General features: G+C 66.5%; 26 protein-coding genes and 1 pseudogene. 17 read left to right on the top strand and 10 right to left on the bottom strand.

From position 1 onward, the window contains the following. Nucleotides 1–76: 76 nt before the first annotated feature. From ABQE44_RS19750 to ABQE44_RS19770, 5 genes are all read left to right on the top strand, one after another. Nucleotides 77–781: a response regulator transcription factor gene (locus ABQE44_RS19750; protein ID WP_448393584.1), complete on the top strand. Its 705-nt coding sequence runs from the start codon at nucleotides 77–79 to the stop codon at nucleotides 779–781. Beyond that, nucleotides 759–2,291, top strand: coding sequence for a sensor histidine kinase (locus ABQE44_RS19755; RefSeq protein ID WP_448431449.1), 1,533 nt, complete (start codon nucleotides 759–761; stop codon nucleotides 2,289–2,291). Before ABQE44_RS19750 ends, ABQE44_RS19755 begins: the two co-directional genes overlap by 23 nt. A gap of 124 nt (nucleotides 2,292–2,415) precedes the next feature. Then, on the top strand, nucleotides 2,416–3,669 hold the full coding sequence (locus ABQE44_RS19760) for a bifunctional glycosyltransferase family 2/GtrA family protein (protein ID WP_448393497.1): 1,254 nt from the start codon (nucleotides 2,416–2,418) through the stop codon (nucleotides 3,667–3,669). Between the two features lie 16 nt (nucleotides 3,670–3,685). Next, nucleotides 3,686–5,575, top strand: a complete 1,890-nt coding sequence (locus ABQE44_RS19765) for an ArnT family glycosyltransferase (RefSeq protein ID WP_448431451.1) — start codon at nucleotides 3,686–3,688, stop codon at nucleotides 5,573–5,575. Nucleotides 5,576–5,619: 44 nt separating this feature from the next. Then, nucleotides 5,620–6,111: a beta-class carbonic anhydrase gene (locus tag ABQE44_RS19770; RefSeq protein WP_448393499.1), complete on the top strand. Its 492-nt coding sequence runs from the start codon at nucleotides 5,620–5,622 to the stop codon at nucleotides 6,109–6,111. 86 nt (nucleotides 6,112–6,197) lie between these two features. Here the strand turns inward: ABQE44_RS19770 and ABQE44_RS19775 are convergent. Then, nucleotides 6,198–6,604, bottom strand: a pseudogene (locus ABQE44_RS19775) (PaaI family thioesterase). Nucleotides 6,605–6,837: 233 nt separating this feature from the next. Between ABQE44_RS19775 and cysD the strand changes: the two are divergent. From cysD to ABQE44_RS19795, 4 genes are all read left to right on the top strand, one after another. Continuing rightward, complete coding sequence (gene cysD, locus ABQE44_RS19780) at nucleotides 6,838–7,824, top strand: sulfate adenylyltransferase subunit CysD (protein ID WP_448393500.1); 987 nt, start codon at nucleotides 6,838–6,840, stop codon at nucleotides 7,822–7,824. Continuing rightward, nucleotides 7,824–9,716 carry a sulfate adenylyltransferase subunit CysN gene (cysN, locus tag ABQE44_RS19785; RefSeq protein WP_448431453.1) on the top strand — a complete coding sequence of 631 codons (1,893 nt, stop codon included), beginning with the start codon at nucleotides 7,824–7,826 and terminating at the stop codon, nucleotides 9,714–9,716. The genes cysD and cysN overlap by 1 nt, the downstream gene beginning before the upstream one ends. 28 nt (nucleotides 9,717–9,744) lie before the next feature. Beyond that, nucleotides 9,745–10,479: a 3'(2'),5'-bisphosphate nucleotidase CysQ gene (locus ABQE44_RS19790; RefSeq protein ID WP_448393502.1), complete on the top strand. Its 735-nt coding sequence runs from the start codon at nucleotides 9,745–9,747 to the stop codon at nucleotides 10,477–10,479. 240 nt (nucleotides 10,480–10,719) lie between these two features. Continuing rightward, nucleotides 10,720–11,196, top strand: a complete 477-nt coding sequence (locus tag ABQE44_RS19795; protein ID WP_448393503.1) for an Rrf2 family transcriptional regulator — start codon at nucleotides 10,720–10,722, stop codon at nucleotides 11,194–11,196. 7 nt (nucleotides 11,197–11,203) lie between these two features. Here ABQE44_RS19795 and ABQE44_RS19800 read toward each other — a convergent pair whose 3' ends face one another. Further along, the gene (locus tag ABQE44_RS19800) at nucleotides 11,204–11,596 is read right to left on the bottom strand and encodes a VOC family protein (RefSeq protein ID WP_448431455.1); all 393 of its coding nucleotides are present in this window, start codon (nucleotides 11,594–11,596) and stop codon (nucleotides 11,204–11,206) included. A gap of 65 nt (nucleotides 11,597–11,661) precedes the next feature. Here ABQE44_RS19800 and ABQE44_RS19805 point away from each other — a divergent pair, with 65 nt between their 5' ends. Next, complete coding sequence (locus ABQE44_RS19805) at nucleotides 11,662–12,189, top strand: GNAT family N-acetyltransferase (RefSeq protein WP_448393505.1); 528 nt, start codon at nucleotides 11,662–11,664, stop codon at nucleotides 12,187–12,189. Between the two features lie 3 nt (nucleotides 12,190–12,192). Here ABQE44_RS19805 and ABQE44_RS19810 read toward each other — a convergent pair whose 3' ends face one another. The 4 genes from ABQE44_RS19810 to ABQE44_RS19825 all read right to left on the bottom strand — a co-directional run bounded on the left by ABQE44_RS19810 (nucleotide 12,193) and on the right by ABQE44_RS19825 (nucleotide 15,565). Beyond that, nucleotides 12,193–13,068, bottom strand: a complete 876-nt coding sequence (locus ABQE44_RS19810) for a DUF4097 family beta strand repeat-containing protein (RefSeq protein ID WP_448393506.1) — start codon at nucleotides 13,066–13,068, stop codon at nucleotides 12,193–12,195. Between the two features lie 21 nt (nucleotides 13,069–13,089). Beyond that, nucleotides 13,090–13,734 (bottom strand): response regulator transcription factor, encoded by a 645-nt coding sequence (locus ABQE44_RS19815; RefSeq protein ID WP_448393507.1) that lies wholly within the window; start codon nucleotides 13,732–13,734, stop codon nucleotides 13,090–13,092. Further along, nucleotides 13,722–15,023 carry a sensor histidine kinase gene (locus ABQE44_RS19820; protein WP_448393508.1) on the bottom strand — a complete coding sequence of 434 codons (1,302 nt, stop codon included), beginning with the start codon at nucleotides 15,021–15,023 and terminating at the stop codon, nucleotides 13,722–13,724. The genes ABQE44_RS19815 and ABQE44_RS19820 overlap by 13 nt, the downstream gene beginning before the upstream one ends. Before the next feature lie 128 nt (nucleotides 15,024–15,151). Beyond that, a complete protein-coding gene (locus ABQE44_RS19825) occupies nucleotides 15,152–15,565 on the bottom strand; it encodes a VOC family protein (RefSeq protein WP_448431457.1) in 414 nt (137 codons plus the stop codon). A gap of 90 nt (nucleotides 15,566–15,655) precedes the next feature. Between ABQE44_RS19825 and ABQE44_RS19830 the strand changes: the two genes are divergently transcribed. Then, on the top strand, nucleotides 15,656–16,537 hold the full coding sequence (locus ABQE44_RS19830) for an LLM class flavin-dependent oxidoreductase (RefSeq protein WP_448393585.1): 882 nt from the start codon (nucleotides 15,656–15,658) through the stop codon (nucleotides 16,535–16,537). 7 nt (nucleotides 16,538–16,544) lie between these two features. Here ABQE44_RS19830 and ABQE44_RS19835 read toward each other — a convergent pair whose 3' ends face one another. Continuing rightward, a complete protein-coding gene (locus tag ABQE44_RS19835) occupies nucleotides 16,545–17,009 on the bottom strand; it encodes a hypothetical protein (RefSeq protein ID WP_448393510.1) in 465 nt (154 codons plus the stop codon). A gap of 90 nt (nucleotides 17,010–17,099) precedes the next feature. Between ABQE44_RS19835 and ABQE44_RS19840 the strand changes: the two genes are divergently transcribed. Beyond that, nucleotides 17,100–17,774 carry a helix-turn-helix transcriptional regulator gene (locus tag ABQE44_RS19840; RefSeq protein ID WP_448431459.1) on the top strand — a complete coding sequence of 225 codons (675 nt, stop codon included), beginning with the start codon at nucleotides 17,100–17,102 and terminating at the stop codon, nucleotides 17,772–17,774. Nucleotides 17,775–17,793: 19 nt separating this feature from the next. Here ABQE44_RS19840 and ABQE44_RS19845 read toward each other — a convergent pair whose 3' ends face one another. Beyond that, nucleotides 17,794–19,245 carry a hypothetical protein gene (locus ABQE44_RS19845; RefSeq protein ID WP_448431461.1) on the bottom strand — a complete coding sequence of 484 codons (1,452 nt, stop codon included), beginning with the start codon at nucleotides 19,243–19,245 and terminating at the stop codon, nucleotides 17,794–17,796. A gap of 106 nt (nucleotides 19,246–19,351) precedes the next feature. Between ABQE44_RS19845 and ABQE44_RS19850 the strand changes: the two genes are divergently transcribed. From ABQE44_RS19850 to ABQE44_RS19860, 3 genes are all read left to right on the top strand, one after another. Continuing rightward, complete coding sequence (locus ABQE44_RS19850) at nucleotides 19,352–19,573, top strand: hypothetical protein (protein WP_448393513.1); 222 nt, start codon at nucleotides 19,352–19,354, stop codon at nucleotides 19,571–19,573. Nucleotides 19,574–19,929: 356 nt separating this feature from the next. Next, the gene (locus ABQE44_RS19855; RefSeq protein ID WP_448393514.1) at nucleotides 19,930–20,193 is read left to right on the top strand and encodes a hypothetical protein; all 264 of its coding nucleotides are present in this window, start codon (nucleotides 19,930–19,932) and stop codon (nucleotides 20,191–20,193) included. Nucleotides 20,194–20,257: 64 nt separating this feature from the next. Further along, nucleotides 20,258–21,181 (top strand): SDR family NAD(P)-dependent oxidoreductase, encoded by a 924-nt coding sequence (locus ABQE44_RS19860; protein WP_448393515.1) that lies wholly within the window; start codon nucleotides 20,258–20,260, stop codon nucleotides 21,179–21,181. Here ABQE44_RS19860 and ABQE44_RS19865 read toward each other — a convergent pair. Further along, nucleotides 21,142–24,138, bottom strand: a complete 2,997-nt coding sequence (locus ABQE44_RS19865) for a PQQ-dependent sugar dehydrogenase (RefSeq protein WP_448393516.1) — start codon at nucleotides 24,136–24,138, stop codon at nucleotides 21,142–21,144. The genes ABQE44_RS19860 and ABQE44_RS19865 overlap by 40 nt on opposite strands. 350 nt (nucleotides 24,139–24,488) lie before the next feature. Between ABQE44_RS19865 and ABQE44_RS19870 the strand changes: the two genes are divergently transcribed. Next, nucleotides 24,489–24,842: a hypothetical protein gene (locus ABQE44_RS19870; RefSeq protein ID WP_448431463.1), complete on the top strand. Its 354-nt coding sequence runs from the start codon at nucleotides 24,489–24,491 to the stop codon at nucleotides 24,840–24,842. A 267-nt stretch (nucleotides 24,843–25,109) separates the two neighbouring features. After that, the gene (locus ABQE44_RS19875; protein WP_448431465.1) at nucleotides 25,110–25,622 is read left to right on the top strand and encodes a tyrosine-type recombinase/integrase; all 513 of its coding nucleotides are present in this window, start codon (nucleotides 25,110–25,112) and stop codon (nucleotides 25,620–25,622) included. On the opposite strand, the gene ABQE44_RS19880 is transcribed toward ABQE44_RS19875, so the two are convergent. Further along, nucleotides 25,555–26,903: serine/threonine-protein kinase (locus ABQE44_RS19880; protein ID WP_448431467.1), on the bottom strand; the 1,349-nt coding region annotated here is incomplete at its 5' end. The two genes, ABQE44_RS19875 and ABQE44_RS19880, sit on opposite strands and share 68 nt — an antisense overlap.

Genomic DNA, 26,903 nt, shown 5'->3' on the forward strand with positions numbered 1-26,903 from the left:
TCAGCCACCACCCATGCGCCGTGCGAATAATGAAGCCGTGCCAGCTGCAGACGGCTCCGTCAACGAGCGCATCGTCATGCGTCGGGCAGACGGGGAACCCATCCACGTGCTGGTGGTCGACGACGAGCCGGTGCTGGCCGATCTGGTGTCGATGGCGTTGCGCTACGAGGGGTGGGAGACCCTCACGGCCGGCGACGGAGCCAGCGCCATCGCGTCCGCCCGCCAGAACCCGCCCGATGTCGTGGTGCTCGACGTGATGCTGCCCGACATGAGCGGCCTCGATGTCCTGTGCCGGCTGCGCGAGCAGCTCCCCGGGCTGCCGCTGTTATTGCTCACCGCGAGAGATTCCGTCGAGGACCGCATCGCGGGCCTTACCGCGGGCGGTGATGACTACGTGACCAAGCCGTTCAGCATCGAAGAGGTGGTGCTGAGGCTGCGGGCGTTGCTGCGCCGCACCGGGGTGGCCAGTGAAACGGGCGGGGCCCAGATCGTCGTCGGCGACCTGGTGCTCGACGAGGACAGCCACGAGGTGACCCGCGACGGTGACCTGATCTCCTTGACCGCCACCGAATTCGAGCTGCTGCGGTTCCTGATGCGCAACTCCAAGCGGGTGCTGAGCAAGGCACAGATCCTCGACCGGGTGTGGAGCTATGACTTCGGCGGCCGGTCCAACATCGTTGAGCTGTACATCTCGTATCTGCGCAAGAAGATCGACAGCGGGCGCGAGCCGATGATCCACACCCTGCGTGGTGCCGGGTATGTCCTCAAACCCGCCCGTTGAGCGACGGTTGATGCGGCATCGCACGCCGCGGACATGGTCGCTACGGGCACGGCTGCTGGCCACCCAGATCATGTTGCTAGCCGTGGTGTGTGCCGCAATCGGAGTGGGCACCGTCACCGCGCTGCAACACTTCCTGACCAACCAGCTCGACGCGCAGCTGGCGGAAACCGGCCGTCGCTCCGCGGACATCTTCCAACTGGGCCCACCCCCGCCGGCGTTTCCCCACCCGCCCGGGCTTCCGCGACGGATGATCCCCCGCGACGACCGTGGCCCGGGACCCGCCTTTCTCAACGCGCCCGGTCAGGCTGCGCGGACGGTCGGTGCGGTCGTCTCGCGAGGCGCGCCCGTCGACGCGGCCGTCATCACCGCAGACGGCACACGTGCCCCGATCAGCACGCAGGCAACGCTACAGCTGGCGCGCGTCGCGCCCGACGACACGCCGACCACCGTCGAGCTCTACGGACTCGGCCGCTACCGCGTCATTGCCATGCCTGCGCATCGCCCCGGACAGACGATCGTGACCGGGTTGCCCACCTCCGACGTCGACTCCACGTTGCTGACGGTGGTGTTGATCTTCTGCGTGGTGGGTGCGTTGGCGCTGGTCGGGGGCACGACGGCGGGGATCTTGATCATCCGTCGCCAACTGGCGCCGCTGGCACGGGTTTCGGATGCGGCCGCGCAGGTGGCCGACCTCGAGCTCGACCGCGGCGAGGTGCGGCTGCCGACGCCGATCGTCGAGGTCGATCCGGCCGCCGCGCACACCGAAGTGGGGCAACTGGGGTCGGCGCTGAACCGGATGTTGGACCGCATCGCGTCGGCGTTGTCGGCGCGGCACGCCAGCGAGACGCGGGTGCGTCAGTTCGTCGCCGACGCTAGCCACGAGTTACGCACCCCGCTAGCCGCCATCCGGGGTTACACCGAGCTGGCGCAACGCAGGCGCGACGACGTGCCCGAGGACGTCGCACACGCGATGGGCCGGGTGGAGTCCGAGGCGGGGCGGATGACTCAGCTCGTGGAAGACATGCTGCTGCTGGCCCGGCTCGACACCGGTCGGCCACTGCAGCGGGAACCGGTGGACTTGTCGCGCCTGATCGCCGACGCGGTCAGTGACGCCCACGTGGCAGGCCCAGAGCACCGGTGGTTGCTGGACCTGCCGGACCAACCGGTCCTCACCGTCGGCGACGAGGCCCGGTTGCACCAGGTCCTCGCCAACCTGCTCGCCAACGCCCGGCTGCATACTGCGGCGGGTACCTCGGTCACCACGTCGCTGACCGTCACGGACGGTTCCGCGGTGGTGACGGTGGCCGACGACGGCCAAGGCATCCCGGACTGGCTGCAGCCGGAGATCTTCGAGCGGTTCGCGCGTGGTGACTCTTCGCGATCCCGGCGCGGCGGGAGCACGGGGCTGGGACTGGCAATCGTCGCGGCCGTCGTGAAGGCCCACCAGGGTCGCATCGCGGTGCACAGCGTCCCCGGTGATACGCGGTTTGTGGTGACGTTGCCGTACTAACTGTGCCGAGCAGACGTAAAAACCAAGGAGTCTCCTGCCGCGTTGGCCGCACGCACCCGAACTCATAGCGCACACACAGGTTGGGCCAACGTGGGACAAAACCTGCGCCTCGACCATTAGTGCCATGACAGATATCGCCCTGGACGGGCCGGCCTCCGAGCGCTCACGTTTCGAATCCCGACCCAACGCCGCAGCGGCCGCGCGTGCGGCGGGCGCACCGGTGCTGGACGTCGTGATCCCGGTGTACAACGAGCAGACCACCCTGGTCGCTTCGGTGCACCGGTTGCACCGGCATCTACAGGACGACTTTCCGTTTGCCGCGCGTATCACGATTGCGGACAACGCCAGCGACGATGGCACGGCGCGTCTGGCCGCTGAGTTGGCGGATGTACTCGAAGACGTGCGGGTGGTGCGGCTCGAGCAGAAGGGTCGCGGCCGCGCACTGCACGCGGTGTGGTCCGATTCCGACGCGCAGGTACTGGCGTACATGGACGTCGACTTGTCGACCGATCTGAACGCGCTCGCGCCGCTGGTGGCGCCGCTGATCTCCGGCCACTCCGACCTCGCGATCGGCACCCGGCTGGGCCGCGGCGCCCGGGTGGTACGAGGATTGAAGCGCGAGGCCATCTCTCGCTGCTACAACTTGATCCTCAAATCCACACTGGCGGCCGGCTTCTCGGATGCGCAGTGCGGGTTCAAGGCGATCCGCGCCGATGTCGCGCGGCCACTGCTGCCGCACGTCGTCGACACCGGCTGGTTCTTCGACACCGAACTGCTAGTGCTCGCTGAACGCAGCGGGCTGCGCATCCACGAGGTGCCGGTCGACTGGGTGGACGACCCGGACAGTCGTGTCGACATCCTGGCCACTGCGGCCGCCGACCTCCGCGGGATCGCCCGGCTGGTGCGCGGGTTCGCCGACGGCTCGGTGCCGGTGCACACCATCGCCGCCCAGCTCGGTGCGGCCGGCGAGCCTGCGCGCTCATTGTTCCGCCAGGTCGTGAGATTCGGGGCCGTCGGCGTCGTCTCCACGGCCGCCTACGTCGTACTGTTCCTGCTCCTGCAAGGCTGGTGCGGTGGCCAGCTGGCCAACCTGATCGCGCTGCTTGTCACCGCGATCGGCAACACCGCCGCCAACCGGCGGTTCACGTTCGGGATCGGCGGGCTGCGAAGGATGACTCGCCACCAGGTCGAAGGCCTGATCGTGTTCGCGATCGCCCTTGTCATCACCAGCTCATCGCTCGCCGTTCTGCACGCGGTCGTGCCCGAACCGCATGATCTGATCGAGCTGACGGTGCTAGTGGCGGCCAACCTGGTGGCGACGCTGGTCCGGTTCGTGCTGTTGCGCGGCTGGGTGTTCCATCCGCACCGGACCCGTTGACAAAAAGGAACTTTCGATGATATTGACCGCCGACGCGCGACCCGCCGTCTCCGGCACACGAACGGAAACCGCCCGTTGGGTGCGCCCGGGCTTGGTCGCCCTGCTCGTGGCGACCGCGGTGCTGTACCTGTGGGGCCTCGGCTCATCCGGCTGGGCCAACAACTACTACGCCGCCGCCGTCCAGGCCGGCACCCAGGACTGGAAGGCCTGGCTTTTCGGCTCACTGGATGCCGGCAACGCGATCACCGTCGACAAGCCACCCGCGGCGCTGTGGGTGATGGCGTTGTCCGGCAGGCTGTTCGGTTTCAGCGCGTTCACCATGTTGGTGCCACAGGCGTTGATGGGCGTCGGGTCGGTCGCGGTGCTGTACGCGGCGGTGCGCCGGGTGAGCGGCCCGGCCGCTGGCCTGATCGCCGGCGCCGCGTTGGCGTTGACGCCGGTCGCCGCGTTGATGTTCCGGTTCAACAACCCCGACGCGCTGCTGGTGCTGCTTCTCGTGGTGGCGGCGTTCTGCACGGTGCGAGCGATCGAAAATGCCGGCAACCGGTGGATTGTGCTGGCCGGCTGTGCGCTCGGCTTCGCCTTCCTCACCAAGATGATGCAAGCATTTCTCGTCGTACCCGGTCTGGCGCTGGCGTTTCTCGTGGCGGCGCCGGTGGGCCTGTGGCAGCGCATCGGCAAGCTGGCCCTCGGCGCCGTCGCGATGGTGGTCTCCGCGGGGTGGTACATCGCGCTGGTCGAGCTGTGGCCCGCCGGGTCGCGACCGTATATCGGCGGTTCGACGGACAACAGCCTGCTGCAGCTGGCGTTGGGCTACAACGGAATCGAGCGGGTTATCGGCGGGCAGGGACCGGGCGATGGCCCTCCGGGAGGGCCGGGAGGGCCGGGTAGCGGGCCGGGAGGGCCGGGCAATCTGTTTTTCGGCGGTGAACCGGGCATCGGCAGGATGTTCGGCGAATCGATGGGCGCCCAGGCCTCGTGGCTGTTGCCCGCAGCACTGATCGGGCTGGTCGCCGGCCTGTGGTTCACCCGCGGTGCCGCACGGGCCTCGGCCGTGCGCGCCGCGCTACTGCTGTGGGGCGGCTGGCTGCTGGTGACCGCGGTGGTGTTCAGCTTCATGGACGGCATCATCCACCCCTACTACACGGTCGCGCTGGCACCGGCCGTGGCAGCGCTGGTCGGGATATCGGTGCGAGAGCTGTGGCGCGACAGGGACTCTCTGGCGCCACGGACAGTGTTGGCTCTGATGTCCTCCGCGACGGGGACCTGGACGTTCGGGTTGTTGAACCAAACACCCGACTGGTGGCCTGTGTTGCGTTGGATCGTGTTGTCGGGATCGATCGCCACGGCGTTGGTGCTGGTTCTGGGTGCCCACCGGCTTGGTCGCATGACCGTCGGATTGGGTGCAGCGGCAGTTCTTTTCGGTGTCGCAGGTGGCGGTGCGTACACGGTGGCGACGGTGGCCAATACTCACGTCGGTCCGATGGCGATGGCGGGGCCGAGCGGCAGCCACAGCCGCAGTGACGACACGCCCCGGTTTCCCGGTCCCGGCGAGCCAACCGGCGCTGTCGTCAACCCGGCACTGGCGGACATGATCCGGAGCACGCGGACACGTTGGGCGGCTGCGACTGTCGGGTCGATGACGGCGGGCAGTCTCGAGCTGAAAACGGGTGCCTCCGTGATGGCGATCGGCGGCTTCACCGGTGCCGACAATTGGCCGACCCTCGCACAGTTTCAGAGCTTCGCCGCCGACAACCAGGTGCGTTATTTCATCGCCGACCACCACGACCGCCCACCCGGCCCCCGGTCGGGAAGTGCGCACGAGATCGAGACATGGGTGCAGATGAACTTCACCCCGATCGATGTCGCTGGCACCACCGTGTATGACCTCACTCGATCCACGTGATCCAATCCGGCCGCAGCGCCCCACCACCGGGTTAGAGTCCAACTGTGTCCGTGATCGATGAGTACCTGAAGAACAACGAGGAATACGCGAAGACCTTCTCGGGTCCGTTGCCGATGCCACCCAGCAAGCATGTGGCGATCGTGGCGTGTATGGATGCCCGCCTCAATGTCTACGCGATGCTCGGCATAGGCGACGGCGAGGCGCACGTCATCCGCAACGCCGGCGGTGTGATCACCGACGACGAGATCCGCTCCCTGGCGATCAGCCAGCGGCTCCTCGGCACCAGGGAGATCATCCTGATCCACCACACCGACTGCGGGATGCTGACGTTCACCGACGACGAGTTCAAGCGGTCGATCCAGGAGGAGACCGGCATCAAGCCCGGGTGGGCGCCGGAATCGTTCCCCGATCCGGCCGAGGATGTGCGTCAGTCGCTGCGCCGAATCGAGGCCAGCCCGTTCGTCACCCTGCACGAATCGGTGCGCGGCTTCGTCTTCGACGTCGCGACCGGAAAGCTCAACGAGGTCAGGTTGTAACTTCTTTGGCGCGAGTGTGCGTGTTACGCCCGACACGCCGCGAGTTTTCGAGAGTTTGCGCACGCTCACGCCAAGACGAACGCGCGCTATCCGATCTCGTAAGTCGCGATCGCCCTTTGCCGCCGGCCCGCCGTCAGTGTCGACGATGTCGACCTCGCAGTCGACCAGTGCCTGCCCGCGGCGCAGTACCCGCCCGATCGAGAGCAGATCGCATTGCCGCGCCGGGGCCAGAAAGTGCACCGACATCGAGGTCGTCACGCCGCGCAGCGAGTCGGGCAGTTCGGCCTGCGCCCACGCCGCCGCCATCACCGCGACGTCGGCGAGCGATGCGATCGCGCCGCCGTGCACCATGTCCGAGACCGTCGCATTGGACGGATCCCATGGCAGCCGCAGCCGCAGCCGCGCCTCCTCACCCGCGAATTGCTCGGCGACGATCCCGAGCGTGGCCACGAACGGAGACTGGGGGAGGAGACTGGGGGAGGAACTGTGCCATGACGTCGGCGCCGGTTCGCGGCGGGGTAGCGGTGCTCACAGCTCGAGTATCGGCGGAATTCCGACCGGCTCACCTACCTCACATGTAAGCGTGCGGCAACAGGTTTCCCTGCCCACGTGGCGGTCGAGCGTGCACGAACTCTCAGAATATCGCGGCGTGTCCGGCGCGGACACGCACACTCGCGCAACAGTTGGCGCACCCCGCGTTGACACCCGTGATGGCCCGGGTGTCTAATGTCGGGTAATGATCGTAAATATGGTCATTTCAACCAACTTTACGAGGAAATGATGACCGTCATCGACGAGACCGAGCGCGCCAGCGCGGGCCGCTACGAGCTCAGCCACCTGCGGGCCCTGGAGGCCGAGGCCATCCACATCTTCCGAGAGGTGGCCGCGGAGTTCGAGCGGCCCGTGCTGCTGTTCTCCGGCGGTAAGGACTCCATCGTGATGCTGCACCTGGCGATGAAGGCGTTCAAACCCGGCCGGCTGCCGTTTCCGGTGATGCACGTGGACACCGGCCACAACTTCGACGAGGTACTGCAGACCCGTGACGAACTCGTCGCCGAGCACGGGGTGCGCCTGGTCGTGGCGAAGGTGCAGGACGACATCGACGCGGGCCGGGTCGTGGAGAACGGCTCGTCGCGCAACCCGCTGCAAACCGTGACGCTGCTGCGCGGCATCCGGGAGAACAGGTTCGACGCCGCGTTCGGTGGCGCCCGCCGCGACGAGGAGAAAGCCCGCGCCAAGGAACGGGTGTTCTCCTTCCGTGACGAGTTCGGCCAGTGGGATCCCAAGGCGCAGCGACCCGAACTGTGGAACCTCTACAACGGGCGCCACCACAAAGGCGAGCACATCCGGGTGTTCCCCCTGTCGAACTGGACCGAGTTCGACATCTGGTCCTACATCGGCGCAGAGAACGTCAAGCTGCCGTCGATCTACTACGCGCACCCGCGCAAGGTGTTCAAGCGCGACGGGATGTGGCTGGCCGTGCACCGGCATCTGCAGCCCCACGACGACGAGGAGATCGTCGAGAAGACCGTCCGGTTCCGCACCGTCGGCGATGTCACCTGCACCGGCTGCGTGGAATCCACGGCGGCGACGGTGGCTGAGGTGATCGCCGAGACGGCGGTGTCGCGGCTGACCGAACGCGGCGCGACCCGCGCCGACGACCGCATCTCGGAAGCCGGTATGGAAGACCGCAAGCGCGAGGGCTACTTCTGATGACCACCACCGATACGCAGCACGCCGCGGCCACTGTCGCGCTCCCGTCTGCCACCCTGCTCCGGATCGCCACGGCCGGCTCCGTCGACGACGGCAAGTCCACGCTCATCGGGCGGCTGCTGTTCGACTCCAAGGCCGTCATGGAAGACCAATTGGCTTCCGTCGAGCGGACTTCCAAGGAACGCGGACACGACTACACCGACCTCGCCCTGGTGACCGACGGCCTGCGCGCCGAACGCGAGCAGGGCATCACCATCGACGTCGCGTACCGCTACTTCGCAACGCCCAAGCGCAAGTTCATCATCGCCGACACCCCTGGCCACATCCAGTACACGCGCAACATGGTCACCGGGACCTCGACGGCACAGCTGGCGATCGTGTTGGTCGACGCGCGCCACGGCCTGCTCGAGCAGTCCCGCCGGCACGCGTTCCTGGCGTCGCTGCTGGGCATCCGCCACATCGTGCTCGCGGTGAACAAGATGGACCTGATCGACTGGGACAAGGCCAAATTCGACAAGATCCGCGACGATTTTCACGAGTTCGCCGCGCGTCTGGACGTCCACGATGTGACGACGATTCCGTTGTCGGCGCTGCTGGGCGACAACGTCGTCACCAAGTCGGAGAACACACCGTGGTACGAGGGTCCGTCGCTGATGACGCACCTGGAAGAGGTGTACATCGGCGGCGACCGCAACCTGGTCGACGTCCGCTTCCCGGTCCAGTACGTGATCCGGCCGCAGACCCACGAGCATCGCGACCACCGCAGCTACGCGGGCACGGTGGCCAGCGGCGTGATGAAGGTAGGGGACGAGGTCGTCGTGCTGCCGGGGGGCAAGTCGTCGCGCATCGCGGCGATCGAGGGTCCCGGCGGGCCGGTCGAGGAAGCGTTTCCGCCGATGGCCGTTTCGGTCAGCCTCACCGATGACCTCGACATCTCGCGCGGTGACCTGATCGCGCGGCCGAACAACCAGCCGCGGGTGGCCCAGGAATTCGACGCGACCGTGTGCTGGATGGCTGACCAGTCCTCGCTGGAGCCCGGCCGCGACTACGTGATCAAACACACCACCCGCACCACCCGGGTCAAGGTGACGGGGCTGGACTACCGGCTCGACGTCAACACGCTGCATCGCGACAAGTCCGCGACTGCACTGAAACTCAATGAGCTGGGCCGTATTTCGCTGCGAACCCACGTGCCGCTGCTGCTCGACGAGTACAGCCGTAACGCGACCACCGGGTCGTTCATCCTGATCGATCCGGCGACCAACGGCACCGTGGCGGCCGGCATGGTGCTGCCGCACGTGGCGTCGCGCACCTCGAGCCCCAACACCGTGCGCCACGAGTCGCTGTGCACGGCGGCCGACCGGCTCTCGACAGGGCGCACGGTGTGGTTCACCGGGTTGTCCGGCTCGGGCAAGTCGTCGATCGCGGTGCGCGTTGAGCAGAAGCTGCTCGAAAAGGGCATTCCGGCATACGTTCTCGACGGCGACAACCTGCGCCACGGGCTCAACGCCGACCTCGGGTTCTCGATGGCCGACCGCGCCGAGAACCAGCGCAGGCTGGCCCACGTCGCCGCGCTGCTGGCCGAGTCCGGTCAGGTGGTGCTGGTGCCCGCGATCAGCCCGCTGGAAGAACACCGCGCGCTGGCGCGGCGGGTGACCAACGAAGCCGGCCTCGACTTCTTCGAGGTGTTCTGCGACACCCCGATCGAGGACTGCGAGCGGCGCGACCCGAAAGGCTTGTACGCCAAGGCACGTGCCGGTGAGATCACCCACTTCACCGGGATCGATAGCCCGTATCAGCGGCCGAAGAAGCCCGACCTGCGGCTCACCCCCGACCAGGGCGTCGACGAGCACGCGGACATGGTGGTCGAACTCCTGGAAGGCAGGCGATGAGCCGCTTGCGCGAAGAGCAGAAGGAATCGTGAGCGGCGACCACGGCGTCGCCGCGCGACTGGCCACCGGCGCGGGCAGGTTGCTGCTGAAGGTGCGCGAGGAATTCGCCGATGCCAGCCAGGCCGAACGGAAAGCCGCGGGGGACAAGCGCTCCCACGATTACCTGATGGAGGCGCTGGCCACGGAATGTCCGGGTGACGCGGTGCTGTCCGAGGAGGGCGCCGACGATGCGGTCCGCCTGAGCGCCGAGCGGGTGTGGATCGTCGACCCGCTCGACGGCACCCGGGAGTTCTCCGAGCCGGGGCGCGACGACTGGGCGGTCCACGTGGCGCTATGGGAATCCGGGGCACTGGTCGCCGGCGCTGTTGCGCTTCCGGCGCAAGGCATCACGCTGGCCACGCCGACGGTCGGTGCGCCGGAAAGCTCGGCGGCCAAGCCGAGGATCGTGGTGTCGCGCACCCGGCCGCCGGCGCTCGCGTTGGCCGTGCGCGACGCGCTCGACGGCGAACTGGTCGAGATGGGTTCGGCGGGCGCCAAAGTCGCGTCGGTAGTGCAGGGACGTTCGGACGTGTACGTACATGCCGGGGGCCAGTACGAGTGGGACTCCGCGGCGCCGGTGGCGGTGGCGCGCGCGGCGGGTCTGCACACTTCGCGTATCGATGGGTCGCCGCTGGTGTACAACCAGGCCGACCCGCTGCTGCCCGACCTGGTGGTGTGCCGACCGGAGCTGGCCGACGCGGTCCTCGCCGTGACGCGCAACTGAGGGTATTATCGCCCAACGGGACATTTGGGCGGAAAAGTGCGAGTAAAACCCGCCGAAACGTCGGTCTCGGCAACAGCCGAACACCAGTAGGCTCGGCGACATGACTGGGCTGGTCCTGATCGACTGCCAGGACACCCCGTGCCGGCTTCGGCCGTGCATACGGCCAGCCTCGCCGCGGCCGCCGACACGTTCGCCGTGGTCGTTCCGGCCGCATCGGACATCCCCGACTAGCCTGACCTGATGCGGATGTCGGCCAAGGCGGAGTACGCCGTGCGGGCGATGGTCCAATTGGCTACAGCCGACGACGGAGCTGTGGTCAAGACCGAGGATCTGGCGAAGGCGCAGGGCATCCCGCCGCAGTTCCTCGTCGACATCCTCACCGCCCTGCGCACCGACCGGCTGGTCCGTAGCCATCGCGGTCGCGAAGGCGGATACGAATTGGCCCGGCCTGCAACCAGTATCAGCATCGCCGACGTACTGCGCTGCATCGACGGGCCGCTGGCCAGCGTCCGCGATATCGGTCTCGGTGACCTGCCGTACTCGGGGCCGACGGCGGCGTTGACCGATGTGTGGCGCGCGCTGCGCGCCAGCATGCGATCGGTCCTGGAGGAAACCAGCCTGGCCGACGTCGCCGCAGGCACGTTGCCCGCCCACGTCGGCAAGCTCGCCGACGCCTACCGCCGTCAGGAGTCCACACGCGGGCACTCCGTCGAGTAGCGGCTGATCAGCCCGCGCCCGAACCGTACGGCCGGGTGAGAATCTCCAGGTAGTGGCCGGCGGGATCCAGGAAGTACACGCCGCGGCCGCCGTCGTTGTGGTTGATCTGGCCGGGGCGCGTTCGGCGGGGATCGGCCCAATGCTCCATGCCGCGCGCCTGAATACGCCCGTAGATCTCGGAGAACTCGTCTTCAGAGACCAGGAACGCGTAGTGCTGCGGACGGATCTCCTGGCCCTCCGGCATGTCGGCGTAGTCGAGGCTGACGTCGTGGTTGAGCGTCACCGCCATGAAACGGCCGAACGGTTGCGGATCGGGCAGCCCGAACAATTCGGTGAGAAACGCCGCCGACTGGGTCTTGTCTCTGGCGGCGACGATGGTGTGGTTGAACGTGATAGCCATACGAGTCCAGTCAACCACCGCAGCGCACCCCGCGCCAGGAGCCGACGAAAGGCGATGATGGAGACATGACAGATCCGGCGGTGTTGCGCGGGCCACGGGTCACGCTGCGCGCGCCCACGATCGATGACGCCGAGCCGCTTTTCGAACGCGTCACCTCCCACCCGGAAGTGTCGCGCTACATGGCATGGCCTACGCATCCCGACGTCGCCGAGACTCGTCGCGTGATCACCGAAGTGTTCAACGCGGGCGGTGAAACCACGTGGCTCATCGACCTGCGCGGCGGCGGCCCCATCGGCGCGTGCGGCTGGCACCACCCGAGCCCGCACAGCATTGAGTTCGGCTACTACCTGGGCCGGTGGTGGTGGCGTCGAGGCTTGATGTCCGAGGCGGTGTCGCTGCTGCTCGGGGAGGCCCAGCGCGACCCTGCCGTGTACCGCATCTGTGCGCACTGCCACCCCGACAACACCGCGTCAGCACGGCTCCTAGAACGCAGCGGGCTGAAGCTCGAAGGCCGGCTCGCTCGATATGCCGTGCTACCCAACCTCAGCGATGAGCCACAAGACTGTCTGCTGTTCGCCAAGGCCGTGCGGTAGCCGCTAACGCGAATCATCGACGACCACGTCGCCGTTCTCGGACCGCACGGTGACGACTGCCGCCGCGGTCTCTCGATCGGTCGCTCGGGGTACTCGCACGACGGTCTCACCGTTGTTGGTGCTCGCGTCCACCGCATACTCGTCACGCGCGGGCAATCCGATGACAATCTCACCGTTGTCACTGGTCGCATCGACCGTGCGCGGCGCCTCGGCGAAGTCCACGATGATCTTCCCGTTACCCGTGGTAGCGCTGAACGATTCGGACACGGAGATGGGATCTCTAGTCGACACTTCGCCGTTGTCGGTGTGGACCTCGATCCGGCGGGCAGATCCTTCGAGAATGACCGCCCCGTTGTCGGTGCGCGCGATGAGCCGATCGAGATCCGCCTGCGCTCTCACCACACCGTTGTTCTGCTGGGTGATGACGGTCAGTCCGCGCGCAAGGTCAGGGGGCAGCACGACGGTGATCTCGCCGGCGCGGCTCCACTGCAGGAACGCCGACGGCTCACCGTTGATGGTTATGCGAGCGTCCGCGCCGTCGGCGTTGACCGACAACGGTTCTGCACCGGCAGCCGTCGAATTGACCATCCGCAGATCGACTCTAGGCTCACGTGCTTCGCGATCGCTGGTGATGCTGATGGCAGCTGGTACGGACCCGGTGTCGACGACCAGCGATCGCACCGCGGACGGCAGCGGTTTGGAATCGGTGACGACACGAAACGAGCCGATGCCCCACGCTGCCACACCGAGCGCGACGAGCGACCCCACCACCAGCACGGCCGCCGCGACGATCAACGTGGCACGGATGGCGGTGCGCCCACCCGGGGACAGCGACGGCGGCGGGGCAGGGGTCTGCGGCGGCGGAGCGGTGGTGGTCACGATGGAAATCCTTCCAGCAGTTCAGGACTCGAGAAAGCGCAGCACCGCCAGCACGCGGCGGTTCTCGCTTTCGTCGGGAACCAGATCCAGTTTGGTGAAGATCGACGCAATGTGCTTTTCCGCCGAACCGATCGAGACGTGCAGCGCGGCCGCGATCGCCGAGTTCGTCTTGCCCTCCGCCATCAACTGCAGCACCTCACGTTCCCGAGGGGTGAGCTGATCCAGCGCGCTGTGGTGTTGTGAGCGCACCAGAATCTGCGAAACCACTTCGGGGTCGAGCACGGTGCCGCCGGCGCCGACGACCTCCACGGCGTCGAGGAAAGCGGGCACGTCGGCCACCCGGTCCTTGAGCAGATAGCCGAAACCTTTGGTGTCCGAGGCGATCAACTCGGCTGCGTAGCGTTCCTCGACGTAGTGAGATAGCACCAGCACCGCCGACTCCGGGTTCTGACTGCGCAGCAGCGCGGCGGCCCGGATGCCTTCGTCGGTGAACGTGGGTGGCATGCGCACGTCGACGATGGCCAGGTCCGGACGCTTCTCGTTGACCAGGCGCAGCAGGTTGCCGGCGTCGGGCACGCCGGCAACCACCTCATGGCCGGCGTCGATGAGAATGCGTTCGATCCCGGCCCTCAGCAGGGCGGAATCCTCGGCGATCACGATGCGCATGGCAATACCGCTGTCACGATCGTGGGGCCTGCCGCCGGGCTGGAAACGGTGAACGTGCCACGGGCCGCCCGCACCCGTTCCGCCAAACCCCGCAACCCCGTCGCGTCGTCGGCGTCGGTGATCTGCGCCCCGCCACGACCGTTGTCGAACACCGACACCGACAACTGGCTCGACGCCTCATCGAACCGCACGGTGACCACGGCCTGGTTGGCGTGCGCGTGCTTGGCGACGTTGGTCAGCGCTTCGGCGACAACGAAGTACGCACAGGCCTCGGCCTCTTCGGGCAACCGGTGCGGCAGATGGAGGTTGAGCGTGGTGGGTACCGGGGACCGTTGCACCACCGACGAAAGCGCCGCGTCGAGGCCGCGATCGGACAAGATCGTCGGTGCGATCCCGCGCACCACGTTGCGCAACTCGACGAGCGCGCTCTTGGCGTCATCGTGCGCCTCGGCGATCAGCGTCTTGGCCGCGGGCAGGTCGGTATCCAGCTTGGTCTGGGCCAGCCCGATCGTCATCGCCAGCGACACCAACCGCGGTTGCACGCTGTCATGCAGGTCGCGCTCGATGCGGTGCCGCTCCGTCTGCGCCGACGACACCGCACCCGCGCGGGCGTCGGCCAGCGCGTTCACCTGGTGCTGCAGCGCCGCCGTGGACGACGGCGAGAGCAGCCACCGGTCGATCGAGGCGTCCAGCTTCGGCGCGAAGACCAGGATCGCCAGCGCCGCGGCGACGGCGACCACGGCCAGCGCCCACGCCAACGGCACCGGCAGGAACGAGATCCCCGCGTCGTCGTCGCTCTGCTGGACGGCCATCGCACCCGCCGGGCCCACAAAGGCGAACACCAACAGAGCGAACGCGATACCGGTCGCCAACATGTCGTAGCTCATCCGCAGGTAGTGGTGGGCCACGGCCTTCCATAATCGGGAACCGCTGATGTCCAGCCACAACTGGTGCAACCACCGCTGAATGCCCTCGTGCGGCGACATCCGTCGCGGCGGAACGCCGATACCCAAGCTGAATACCGCTTCACTGCGGACCCGCTCGACCCAGTCCACGCCGCGCATCAGGTAGACGAAAACCACGACGGCCAGGGCAAATCCAATGCCGCTGGGGATCGACGAGATGCCGAGGATGAGGATGCCCAACGGGATCCAGAACCACACCAGGGCCAGCGCCGCGCCGGTCATCATCGATGCGGTCGGCACCACACCGATGTGCCTGCTCGACACGTTCGTGTGTGTGTCGACGGGCGCGGTGGCTTCGGGACTCGTGTCGGTGACGGCGACCATGCACCCAACCTATGGACTCAGCGCGGCGGGCAAAACCGCGTTATCCGTAGACTCCGGTGGGGGTAAACCCCCGCTGCGATTTCGGCGCGGCCATGCCCCCTCACTCAGGGTGCATGAGCGCGCCGAAGTCACTTCGGGGCTGTCAACTCCAGCGCGATGTTGTCCGGATCGCGGAACTCCAGGATGTACATCGGCCCGATGTCCTTGACCGGCTCGTGTTCGACGCCAAGCGCATCGAGATGTTCTGCTGCCGCGTCCAATTCGGCCTTGCTGTCCAGGCGGAATGCCAGGTGATCCAGGCCGACCCGGTTCTCATCGAAACGGTCGGAGGCGACGGGCCGCAGCCCCACCAGCATGCCGCCGAGGTCATAGATGACGCCGCCGAAGAGAAAGCCGAGGGCCTCGCGGGTGGCTTCGTCGGCCTTGTCGGGTATCTCGAGCAGGACACCCCAGCCGAACACGCTTTCGTAGAACTGTCGTGACCGCTCGATATCGGTGACGGTGAGCCGAACATGTGCGACGGACCGGGTGTTGATCGCCATGGCTGCCATGCTGCCAGCGGACACGATTCGTCGAGGTCAATCCGGGGGCATCGGGTCGGGCGTGCCAGAATCGGCCTCGTGCAGATCGGGATGACCATGCCGGTGATGGAAGCCGACCTCGATGCCGCCACGCTCAAGGCGTGGGCCCGGACCATCGACAACGGACCGTTCTCGTCGCTGTGCTGGGGGGAGCGGATCGCGTTCGACAATCCCGAGAGCCTGACGTTGCTGGGTGCGCTCGCGGCGTGGACCGACCGGGTGCGGTTGGTGACGACGGTGGTCGTGCCGCAGTTGCACGACCCGGTCATGCTGGCCAAGCAGTTGGCGACCGGTGACATGCTGTGCGACGGCCGGTTGACCGTCGGCGTCGGTGTCGGCGGCAGGCACGAGGACTACCACGCTGTCGGTGCGGACCCGGCGACGCAGACCATGCGGGGGATGGCCGAGCGCGTCGCGGTGATGAAACGCGTATGGGCCGGCGAGACAGTGACCGACTCCGTCGAATCCGTCGGGCCGCCACCGGTTCAGGCCGGCGGTCCGCCGCTGCTGGTCGGCACCATCGGACCGAAAACCGTGCGCAGCGCCGCACAATGGGCCGACGGTATGGCGGGCACCACCCTGGACCTCGACGTCGCCAGCCAGAACGAACTGTTCGACGTCGCACGCGAGGCATGGGCTCATGTTGGAAAGCCCGGCCCGCACCTGGCCACCTCGTTCTGGTTCGCGATCGGTGACCGCGACGACGCGCGGGCGCAGGTGCACCGCCATCTGCGGCGTTACATGAACTGGATTCCCGCCGAGTATGTCGACGCGATGGCCCCCAGCACCGGATGGGCCGGCGCCGATGACGAGTTGGCGGAGGTGCTGCGCAGGTTCAACGAGATCGGTGCCGACGAAATCCACCTCATCCCAACCAGTTCCGACACCGACCAACTGCGACGGGTCGCCGACGTGGTGAAGGACTTCGCGTAACGTCTCGTCAGGCGTTGCCGCCCGCGGGGGGTCCGCCCAACGGCGGGTCATAGATGGAGGCCAGCCGGGCAAGCGTCAGCGCGCCGATTAGGAGCCCGAAGTCACGCAGTGCGACGTCGTAGTAGCCGGACAACGTCAGCAGGTTGACGATGATGCCGGCGAGCCAGGCGGCCACGATGTAGGCGGCGTAGCGCGGTTTGATCGCCACCGCGATGCCTGCGACGATTTCGATCACACCGACGACCGCCATCGTGTGCGCGGCGCTGAGCGGGCTCAGGTCTGCGATCCAGCCTGCCAAGTAACCCTCCCAGTTCGCCGGCGACGTGATGAGCAGGTTGAAGAACTTGTCGAGGCCCATGACGATCGGCAGCACCGTAAACCCCACCCGTAAGAGTGCGAACGCACCGTATGCGGGCTCGCGTCGGGCTCGATCGAGCATGCCGGTCGGAGCGGTTGCACGTGAAGTGGTCATGTCGAACTCCTTCTAAAAGTAGCAATATGCATTTTTAGAATCTCCCTGCGGGTTTAATTTGTCAATATCTTTTGGTGTTAGAGTTGGGGTATGCCCGTCCGTCGACCCAGTGACTTGGCCGCGCTGACCGGGTTGAGCCATCTGGAAGATCCGGTCCGGCGTCAGTTGTATGAGTGCGTGGCTGAAAGCGAGGCAGCGATCTCGCGAGAGCAGGCGGCCGCGGTGGTGGGCATCGGACGCACCTTGGCCGCCTATCACCTCGACAAGTTGGCCGACGCCGGCTTGCTCACGATCAGCTATCAACGCCTCACCGGGCGCGACGGGCCAGGGGCCGGTCGTCCGGCGAAGCTGTACGCGCGGGCACCGGGGGAGATGACGATCAGCGTGCCGCCGCGCGACTACGAACTGCTGGCGAGGTTGCTGGTGGGAGCCGTCGAAAAGGATCACAGCGGCGCAGTGAAGGCGGCAGTGGACGGCGCCGCCTTCGAAGCCGGCAGGACCGTTGGAACCGAATCAGCGCCAGACATCGTCGGGGCGCTGCGTCGGTGTGGCTACCAGCCCCACGTCGACGACGATTGCGTCAGCCTGCGAAACTGCCCGTTCCATATGGTCGCTCGTGACCATATGGAGGTGGTCTGCGGTCTGAACCTGCGACTCGTCGAGGGGATTCTCGCGGGTTGTGACCAACCGCGGGCCCACGCCGAACTCACCCCGCACCCTGACCGGTGCTGTGTGGTGGTGCGCGGCGTGGGGCCCCACGATTGAGCCACGCGCTCGAGCCGAATCAGTCAGTGCCGCCGTCGGAGTCGCTGCCCGAGTTGTCGCTCGAGCCGGATTCGGAGCCGGAGTCCTGGCCCGCGTCGCTGGCGTCCGTGCCCGAGCTGTCATCCCCGACGTCAGTGCCGGAACCGACGTCGGTGGGATCCTCGGCGCCGACGGTGTCTGCGTCATCGGTGACGACTTCTTCGACATCGACGACCTCGTCGACGACCAGTGCTGTCGACGTCTCGGTGTCTGCGGCGTCATCCACGGAAGCCTCGGAGGCCGCGCCGACGCTGTCGTCGTCGGCAGGACCGCTCGAATCCGTTTCGCCGGCACCGCTTTCGACGCTCATCGCGAATGTCTGCGCCCCGGGATCTGGAAGGTTCTCGGGCCCGCCGGCCGAGGCGCGCAATGCGGTGTCGGCGGCCGGTGTCACCATGGCATCGGGTGTGACGCCGTCGATGATCGACACCAGGGCGTCGGCGATGGCGGTGCTGAAGAACGCCCCGGTCTCAGCGGCAGCGGTGATGAGGCCGCCGAACAACTCCGCGCCCGCAGTTGCGAAGCCAGTGATCAGCTCTGCGCCGAAGGCGACCGCCGCTGCTGCTTGCGCAATCCCGAAGCCGACGAGTCCTGCGGTCTGCGCGGTGGCGAAGACCACCAACTCGGCCAGGGAGTCGACGACGAACGCGCCGACCTCCACACCTGCTGCCGTGAGGCCCGCGACTGTGGCGGCACCGGCTGCGACCAGACCGACGAACGCGTCGACGCCGGATTCCAGGCCGGTGGCCGCGGCGGCGATGCCGAAGTTCACCAGCCCCGCTCCTTGCGTCACGAGGAATTCGAGCGGCGCTGCGAAGGGCGCGGGCAGCACCGAGTTCAATGCGAACGCAACGAGTTCGGCAGCACCGCTGATGTAGAACGTGCCGGCTTCGGCCGCTGACCCGATCAGGTCGACGAAGGCATCCGCACCCGAGGCCAACAGGCCGACTAGTCCCGCTCCGGCTCCAGCCAGAGCGACCGCCGCCTGCGCGACGGCGAAGTTCACCAACCCCGCGGCCTGGGTCACGCCGAAGATGATGAGCTCAGCCAACTGGGTATTGAAATACACGCCGGCTTCCGCGCCCGCTGCCACCAACTCGGTGACCGTGGTGGCCCCCGCTGCGATGAGCCCTGCGAACTGTGTGGCGCCGAAGGTGACGCCCTCGGCGACCGAGATCAGGCCGAAGTTCACCAACTCGGCGGTCTGCGTGATCAAGAACGTCAACGCCGATGCGGCGTCGGCGGGATCAAACAGCGCGGGGCTGGGGGCGATATCCAGGATGGAGGCCAGCAACTCGTTGTTGGCCGAAACGGACGGCAATGACGGGATCGCGACCTCGGACGCAGGCGCTGCGATGGGGCTGGCGATCAAAGCGGTGGCGCCGACGATAGCGACGCCGGTGGTGATGAGTGGGCGGGCTGCGATTTCCATGAGATGTTCCTACTGTGGGGAGGGCCAGAGCAAATGTTGTACGGATCACAGTTCCCGCAATTAGCAAAGCCAAACCAGATTTATTGACGGATTTGTCGGACGGGGCATGGGCGTGTTGCATGGCTTGGTTAACACGAAACCCTTCCGCGCGATCAAGATTGGTTGTATCCAACCGATCACTGATGGTGAATGGGGCGCGGAGAAGGAAACTATGGCAAAGAGCAGTTGGCGGCATCACGGGCTTATTGGCGGCGGACACCGGTCCGCTGACGATGAGATTGCAGTGACGACGATCAGCAACCTGAATCCTTGCCAGCAAAGGCAATGAACCGTACGATCTGATCGCCGGTCAAGATCCGGCGGGGATGCTCAGCTCTCGTTATCTCGCCGATCAAACCCTCCGTCAGATGAGCTCCAATTTGTGGTACCGAATCGGTTCGGTGACCGGGGTGCGGGGTCTGTTTCCGTAGCCGAGAGCAATCAAACATCGCGGGCCCAGGCGGGCATCCATCGTGCGTGGGCGAACTGGTATCAGAGACAACCAGGCGCGCGGTGTGGTTAACGGCGTGATCCGGTGGGACGATAAACCTATTGGGAAGAATCACAGGCTTCGCCGGGTTGAGCCCGAGAACGGTGAACGTCTTCCTGATAGCGGCGGGTAAACCGGCCGATAGGAGTATTTCCATGAATAGATCAACACTGAAAGCGATCGCCGCAGGGTTCGCCCTCACCGGTGCACTGGGTCTCGCGTCCGTCGGGCTCGGCGCCGGGCAGGCTCATGCTGACCACGACTGGTGGTGGCACCCGCCATCACCTGGCCACCACCACCACGTCCTTCCGCCACCGGGGCATGTCGGGCAGCTACCGTTCGTGCCGCCACCCGGGCACCTCGCGAAACTCCCGTTTGTGCCGCCGCCTGGGCACTGGGACAAACCCTGGAAGTGGTGAAAGCAGTCGCCCGCCCGATGGCCGCCCCGCGTCAGCGAGGCGGCCAGCCGGTTAATCTGCCACCGTGTCTACAAACTGGTCGCCGGCCCGACTCGGCAATCTGAGCGGCAAGCGCATCATCGTCACCGGCGCCACCAACGGTGTAGGTCTCGCGACGGCTACCGCGCTTGCCCGCGCGGGCGCGCAGGTGATTCTCGCGGTCCGCAATCTCGAGCTCGGTGCACAACGCGCTGCGGAGATGGGCGGCGACACGTCCGTCGTCAAACTCGACCTCGCCGATCAGTCCTCGGTGCGGGCCTTCCCCAGCTTGTTCGATGGTGACGTCGACATCCTGATCAACAACGCCGGCATGGTGGCGCAGCGGCGAAGCAACACGGTCGATGGCTTCGAAATCACGCTGGGCACAAACTTCCTGGGCCCGTTCGCCCTGACCAACCTGTTGTTCGAACGGGTGCGTTCGCAGATCATTAACGTTGGCTCCGACGCGCACAAGATGGCCAGCATCGCGTTCGACGACCCGCACCTGCGCACCCGTCGCTGGTCGGCGTTTCCCGCCTACGCGCGCTCAAAACTTGCCGTGATGCTGTGGGGCCTCGAACTCGACCGACGGCTGCGCGCAGCACGTTCACCGGTCTCGACCTACTTGACGCATCCGGGCTGGGTGGCGTCGAACTTGTCTCAGGTTTCGGAGCAACGGTTGATGTCGACGTTTCATACGGTGGTCAAGTCGGTGGCCGGCGTGCTTGCAAACGACCTCGACGCAGGCGCAGCTCCGACGCTGTACTGCATCACCGAACCGATTCCGCCGGGCAGCTACGTCGGTATCGACAGCAGGCTCGCGTTGAAGGGCGGCCCGACGCTCAGCGGCCGCGCGGCAGCCGCCTGTGACTACGAAAACGCTGGGAAGCTATGGGAATTCGCTGAGCGCGAGACCGGCACCAGCCTGCCTCAGACGACCACCGCAGCGCCGGAGGGGACCAGCTCGTAGGTCACCGTGTAGGTGGTGTCGCCCTCCGGGGTGACGATGGTATGGCTCTGTGCGCCTCCGTCGGACCAGCTGACGAACACCAGCTGCCCTCCTGTGCCGGGCTGCGGCGACGGCGCGTTGAGGACGCGCTCGACGCCCACCACGGCCTGCTCCTCGACGTAGGAGCCCTTGTAGGGGATTCCGTCGATGGTGAAGGTGGCGTTGGGGTCACTGGCGTTGAACGTGAGCTTGACCAGGTTCGGCTTGATGTCCTTGTACACCGTGGTGGACAAGCCGCTGGAGTCGGTCACGGTCAGCGCTATCCGGTAGAAGGTGTTGCCGAGCTGATCGCGGGTGCGCGGGATCGTGACGGTTCCGGTCGGCCCGGTGATGTTGTCCCGGAACGGATGCACATGGTCGGCGTGGTGGAACACCACGGACCACTTGTAGGCGCTGGCAGGCAGCGCACCGTCCTGATCATCCGACCCGATGCCGCTGAACGACACGGTGTCGCCGGCATTGTACTTGTCCGGCACCTCGGTGATCTCCACGACCGGCGGCGTGCTGCCGACCACGATCCGCTGGGTCGCGGTACTGGTCTTGTCACCGTCGGTCACCGTCAAAGTCACGGTGTAGGCGGTGAAGTCGGCGCCGGTGTTGGTGAAGACGATGGTCGGGTTGGCCTCGGTCGACGTGCGGCCGTTGCCGAAGTTCCACTCGTAACTCAGCTCGTCGCCCTCGGGGTCGGTGGATTCGCCGGCCGAGAACTGGACCTCCAGGGAGTCCTCGGCGGTGTAGGTGGACGACGCGTTGAGCACGGCGGTCGGGCCCCGGTTACCGCCGGACGGCCGGATGACCGAAAGTGTGCCCGGATAGATGTTCAGCTGATAGATGTTGCCATCGGGCCCCTGATCGAGTTTGACGGTGGTGCCGGCCTGGTTGTCGAACATGCGCTCGCTGATCAGGCTGGTGAACTCCGAATCGAACGTGAGCTCTTTGATCCAGCCGACCGAGTAGTCGGCGATGAACACCTTGTTCTGGTATTCCTCGGGGAATGTGCTGCCGGTGTAAACCACGACCGACGTGATCGAGCCCGCGTTGGCCGGCGGCGTGGAGTGGCGGTAGGCGTAAATGGGATCGACGTACGCGCAGTCATCACCGGTGCAGAAGCCTTCGACCGCGGGCCAGCCGTAGTTCGCGCCGGCCGTCACGATATTGAGTTCTTCCCAATTCGCTTCGCCCACATCGCCGACCAACAGCTGGCCGTCGGGAGTGAACGTGAAGCGGAACGGGTTGCGAAGTCCGATGGCGTAGATCTGGTCGACCGCATCCGGATGGCCGACGAACGGGTTGTCTTCGGGCGCACTGCCGTCGCGGTTCAGCCGCAGGATCTTGCCGTGGATGTTCGTCAGGTCCTGAGCGTTGCCGCTCTCGGTATTGTCACCCACCGCCCAGTAGAGATGCTCGCCGGCAGGGTCGAATTGCAGTTCGCCGCCGTGGTGGAAGTTGTTGCCCAACTCGGTTGACTTCAGCAGTTCGACGGGCTCGCCCACCACCTGGAACGAGTCGTCCAGTGTCAGCTTCGAGAGCCGGTCGTAGTTGTCCGCTCCCGTGTAGGCGACGTAGATGGTGTGGTAGCCGGGCTTGTCGCTGTCCCAGAACTGCGGATCGATCTCGATGCCCACTAGTCCGCGTTCACCGTCCGCGGTCACGGTCGGAAGGTCGATCAGCGTCGCCACGTTGCCGGTGGCCGGATCGTAAACCTTGATCGCCCCGGCCTTCTCGGTGATGAAGATGCGGTGGATTTGATCGGGATGCTCTGTGTCGGTGAGAATGTCGAAGTCCGTCGGTTCGTTGAGACCCGACACGATGGCGACGCGTTCGAGCTCGGCCGGCAGCCCCGTGGAATCCGCGCATTGCGCGAGGAACTGGGTGAGCTCCGCCGAAATTGCGCGTCCCTGCGGCGAATTGCCGAAATCGGTTATGGCATCAGTGATCTGCGTTGCGACGTAGTTGACGAAGCGCCCGATCGGGGTGCGGTTCAGGGCGTCGATGACCCGGGTGACCTCTCGGCGCGCGATCTCCAGCACCGCAGCCACGATCGGCGGCGCCGACGGGGCGCCACCGCCGGAGCCCGCGCCGCCGCCTCCGTTGATCGCGCCGGTCACGACGCTGACCAATTTCGTCACGCCGTTGATGACGCCGCATACGCATTCGGTCACCTTGGCCTGGATGTGGTGCACAACCTCCTCGGGTGTGGGCAGGCTCGGCAGCGCGGCCGCAATTCGGTTGGCGGATGTGGCCGTTGGGTTTGCGGCGCCGCTCAGCAGCGCGACGGTCTCGGTTTCGGTTGACGACTGGGTGGTCGACGTATCGGCCGTCTCGGCACGGGTTTCGGAGGCTTTGGTGCTCACCGCCTGTGCGACTGTTTCGGTTTCGACGTCGGTTTCGGGCTCGTCCTTGACCTCGGGGGCTGGCGTCGACTCGGTGTCGGTCGCGTCGTTGTCATCCTCGGGCGGGGTTTCTCCTTCGGTGTCGGTGAGGTCGGTGTCGTCGACGGCCTCGTCTTCACCGTCCTCGAGGTCCTCACCGTCCTCGAGGTCCTCACCGTCCTCGAGGTCCTCTTGGTCCTCCACGTCCTCGAGGTCGTCGGTGTCCACGTCGTCGAGATCATCGGTGGGTTCTTCGGAATCGGAAGTATCGGTGTCGGCTTCGTTCGTCGACGTGTTGTTGGACTCCGATGTGTCCGACGACTGCGAGGACGCGGACGAAGAGGAGGTAGCGGAAGAGGTGGAGGTGTCTTCTGCCCACGCCACACCGGGCATGGCAACCACGCCGGCGACGCCCAATGCGACGGCGAGCGCGCCGACGCGACCGATGTATTTGGCATAGCCGGCCGCTGCCGCTCTGGTCGCGTTCCTCGAACGCGCAACTGTGGCGTGTGCGCCGTGCGCGTCGGTGTGATCGGCGGCCGGCATGGATCCCCCCAGGTTTCGTCCTCGTCACTACGACTTCGCCAGCAACTATGGCACTTTCGATCGACTGACACGTCAAAACGCTGCACACCGGCAATGTGGCGGATGTGAAGTACGTCATGCATTCATCGGAAGCATTTGCTGTCGGTGCTATGCACGCCGCATTTCTCCTTGTCGAGGGCTTGTATTACCAAGCGGGTGAGTTGCATGCAGCGGCGTGGCGAGAACCCGCCGCGCAAACTGCCACGCGCGGCAGAGCGCGCCCGCACCCGCGTCCGTCGTCGCCCGGCATGCCGACGCCGGACCCATCTCGTTTACGCTGACGTCGACAGCGAGTAGCAAAGGAGACGAGGATGGCGTGGTTTCTGGCACTGCAGGGGTCGGCCCACCAGACTCATCAGTCGTCGGCGTATGAGCTCCAGGACTCAGTGGACCGGGACAAGCTCGCGGAAGAACTCGCCGGTGCCGCAACGCTGGACCGGGTCGTTCCGGTCGCGGCGATGCTGCCGCAGTCCAAAGGTCGTCGGCAGAAGGTGACGCTGTACGTGCGTCCTGCGGCGTGGGGGATGTGGACCTTCTACCAGATGTCGGAGGAAGACCAGCGTCAGCTCATCAAGGAGAACCCCTTGCTGAACGCGCTTGCCCAGGGCGTCGCGCAACGAGCGCAAGGAAATCCGGGACAGAACCCGCTGTTCGGTCAGCAGTAGCGCGCCAACGCCGGCGTCGAGATTGCAGCCAGGGTTGTTCCGCGGCGCTGGCCACAGCCCTCAGTGCGATTTCGGGCATTCGGGCCGGTAAAAGAGTGCCCCCGGCAGGATTCGAACCAGCGGCCGAGCAAACCACCCTCACCCGCCGTCACCAGCCGTTACCCCTCCTGAGCTGCTTGTGTCGCCCGAACTCTATGTGGACAGCAATGGACAACCCGTACCCTGGTGTGGCCAGCTAGATAGCACGGAGATACCACGGGGGCGGGCATGGGCGGGCGGTTCAACCGGCGGGGGTGGGGCTGGATTCGCAAGCTGCCGTCGGGACGGTGGCAGGCGTCCTACGTCGGGCCGGACCTGCGGCGGCACAACGCCCACACCACCTTCGGCGCGAAGATCGACGCCGAGGCGTGGGTGGCCGCGGAGCGCCGCCTCATGGAGCGCGACGAGTGGACGCCGCCGGCGCAGCGCAGGGCCGCACGGCGAGGCGAGGAGCTCACGGTGGGGCAGTACGCCCAGCGGTGGATCGCCGAGCGCGACTTGAAGTTCCGCACGCGCCGCCACTACGAGTCCTTGCTGGACCGCCACATCGACCCGGCGCTGGGGGACGTGGCGCTGAGTGGGCTGAGCTCACAGGAAGTGCGCGCCTGGCATGCGGCGCTGGCCCCGGGTCATCCGACCACCCGAGCGCACGCCACGGCTCGTACAGACTCCGTCAGGGCAGCCAGGCCCACCCACCGTAGACGGTTGGTTTGCAATACAAAAAGGTCGCAGTCTCAGTGACGACCACGGAACCGGGAACCATACAAGGGCTGCCCGGCAGAATGTACTGATTCGGCGCTGACGCAGCTGGATTCGGGATGTCATCCGGGGTGAGTGACCACTGGTGACCGTCGGTGCCCTGAAGCCGCGCACAGTAGTAGAGGGTGCCGTCCGAGGCGGTACCGATAGCGTTTGGTGTCACACACCAGTCGCCGAGAGCGCCGGCGGGTGGGTACTGAGGTGCGGTCGTGGTCGGCGTCGCTGACGGTGGCGGCGGATCACTCGTAACTGGCGGCGGAGGGGTACTCGTCGTCAGGGGGACGGGCTTGGTCGGCGTCGGTGGCACGGTCGTCTCGGATGCAGTCGGCGCGGGACTGGGGACCGATGCGTCGTCTCGTTGATCCCAGGGCCGCCACAGCACCGCACCGACGGCTAGCAACCCGAGCACCGCCGCGACGGCAAGAACCGTTAGGGCCAGAGGACGGTGGCGGTGTGCTGCGACCGCAGTTTCAGCTGCCGGGGTGGATGCCTGCTGGGTGCGGGCTGCTGCGTAACCCACTCCGCTCTGGGCGACCGCTGCTGCGAACTCGCGGGCGAAGTCCTGGCAGCGCGGGAACCGTTTGGCGGGGTTCTTGGTCAATGCGCGAGCAAGTAGGGCGTCGAAGGGCACCAGTCTGTGGTGAATCGTCGAAGGAGCAGGGGGCGGTTGGGCAAGGTGGCGGCTGATGACCACCGCTGGGTTCGAGTGCGGAAAAAGAAGCGATCCCGTCAACAGGTGGAAAGCGGTGGCGGCAAGCGCGTACTGGTCGGCACGGCCGTCCATGTCCTCGCCCATGAGCTGCTCGGGGGCGGCGTAAGCCACCGTGCCCACGGTCATATTCGTGGCGGTGAGGCCGCTGATCTCTCCGATGTTGCGGGCGACGCCGAAGTCGGCCAGCAGCACCCGCCGCTCGCCGTCATCGTCGGGCTTGGCCAGCATGATGTTGGCCGGCTTCACGTCGCGGTGGAGGAGCCCACGGTTGTGCGCGTAGTCGAGTGCGGCCGCCACGGCGGTGACGATCCCCGCCACTTCGTCGAGCGGCATGCCCGCCGGGTAGCGGTCGACGAGGAACCGGCCCGCGTCGACGCCGTCGACGAAGTCCATCGAAATCCAGAGCTGACTCTTGTACTCGCCGCGGTCGTGTAGCCCGACGACGTTCGGGTGCCATAGCCCCGCTGCCAGGTCGGCCTCGCGGACGAACCGCTCGCGGTACTCGGGGTCCGCTGAGATGTCGGCCGGCAGCACCTTCAGCGCGTCGCGGC

This window comes from Mycolicibacterium sp. XJ2546 (genome assembly GCF_053483195.1).

What these genes read in the sequence shown, in the direction of transcription:
- ABQE44_RS19845 (WP_448431461.1), bottom strand. Translation starts at nt 19,245, where the DNA reads ATGGAAATCGCAGCCCGCCCACTCATCACCACCGGCGTCGCTATCGTC.
- ABQE44_RS19875 (WP_448431465.1), top strand. Translation starts at nt 25,110, where the DNA reads ATGGGCGGGCGGTTCAACCGGCGGGGGTGGGGCTGGATTCGCAAGCTG.
- ABQE44_RS19815 (WP_448393507.1), bottom strand. Translation starts at nt 13,734, where the DNA reads ATGCGCATCGTGATCGCCGAGGATTCCGCCCTGCTGAGGGCCGGGATC.
- ABQE44_RS19830 (WP_448393585.1), top strand. Translation starts at nt 15,656, where the DNA reads ATGACCATGCCGGTGATGGAAGCCGACCTCGATGCCGCCACGCTCAAG.
- ABQE44_RS19800 (WP_448431455.1), bottom strand. Translation starts at nt 11,596, where the DNA reads ATGGCTATCACGTTCAACCACACCATCGTCGCCGCCAGAGACAAGACC.
- ABQE44_RS19825 (WP_448431457.1), bottom strand. Translation starts at nt 15,565, where the DNA reads ATGGCGATCAACACCCGGTCCGTCGCACATGTTCGGCTCACCGTCACC.
- cysD (WP_448393500.1), top strand. Translation starts at nt 6,838, where the DNA reads ATGTCGGGTAATGATCGTAAATATGGTCATTTCAACCAACTTTACGAG.
- ABQE44_RS19795 (WP_448393503.1), top strand. Translation starts at nt 10,720, where the DNA reads ATGCGGATGTCGGCCAAGGCGGAGTACGCCGTGCGGGCGATGGTCCAA.
- ABQE44_RS19835 (WP_448393510.1), bottom strand. Translation starts at nt 17,009, where the DNA reads ATGACCACTTCACGTGCAACCGCTCCGACCGGCATGCTCGATCGAGCC.
- ABQE44_RS19820 (WP_448393508.1), bottom strand. Translation starts at nt 15,023, where the DNA reads ATGGTCGCCGTCACCGACACGAGTCCCGAAGCCACCGCGCCCGTCGAC.
- ABQE44_RS19750 (WP_448393584.1), top strand. Translation starts at nt 77, where the DNA reads ATGCGTCGGGCAGACGGGGAACCCATCCACGTGCTGGTGGTCGACGAC.
- ABQE44_RS19850 (WP_448393513.1), top strand. Translation starts at nt 19,352, where the DNA reads ATGGGCGTGTTGCATGGCTTGGTTAACACGAAACCCTTCCGCGCGATC.
- ABQE44_RS19760 (WP_448393497.1), top strand. Translation starts at nt 2,416, where the DNA reads ATGACAGATATCGCCCTGGACGGGCCGGCCTCCGAGCGCTCACGTTTC.
- ABQE44_RS19755 (WP_448431449.1), top strand. Translation starts at nt 759, where the DNA reads ATGTCCTCAAACCCGCCCGTTGAGCGACGGTTGATGCGGCATCGCACG.
- ABQE44_RS19840 (WP_448431459.1), top strand. Translation starts at nt 17,100, where the DNA reads ATGCCCGTCCGTCGACCCAGTGACTTGGCCGCGCTGACCGGGTTGAGC.
- ABQE44_RS19855 (WP_448393514.1), top strand. Translation starts at nt 19,930, where the DNA reads ATGAATAGATCAACACTGAAAGCGATCGCCGCAGGGTTCGCCCTCACC.
- ABQE44_RS19765 (WP_448431451.1), top strand. Translation starts at nt 3,686, where the DNA reads ATGATATTGACCGCCGACGCGCGACCCGCCGTCTCCGGCACACGAACG.
- ABQE44_RS19870 (WP_448431463.1), top strand. Translation starts at nt 24,489, where the DNA reads ATGGCGTGGTTTCTGGCACTGCAGGGGTCGGCCCACCAGACTCATCAG.
- cysN (WP_448431453.1), top strand. Translation starts at nt 7,824, where the DNA reads ATGACCACCACCGATACGCAGCACGCCGCGGCCACTGTCGCGCTCCCG.
- ABQE44_RS19865 (WP_448393516.1), bottom strand. Translation starts at nt 24,138, where the DNA reads ATGCCGGCCGCCGATCACACCGACGCGCACGGCGCACACGCCACAGTT.
- ABQE44_RS19805 (WP_448393505.1), top strand. Translation starts at nt 11,662, where the DNA reads ATGACAGATCCGGCGGTGTTGCGCGGGCCACGGGTCACGCTGCGCGCG.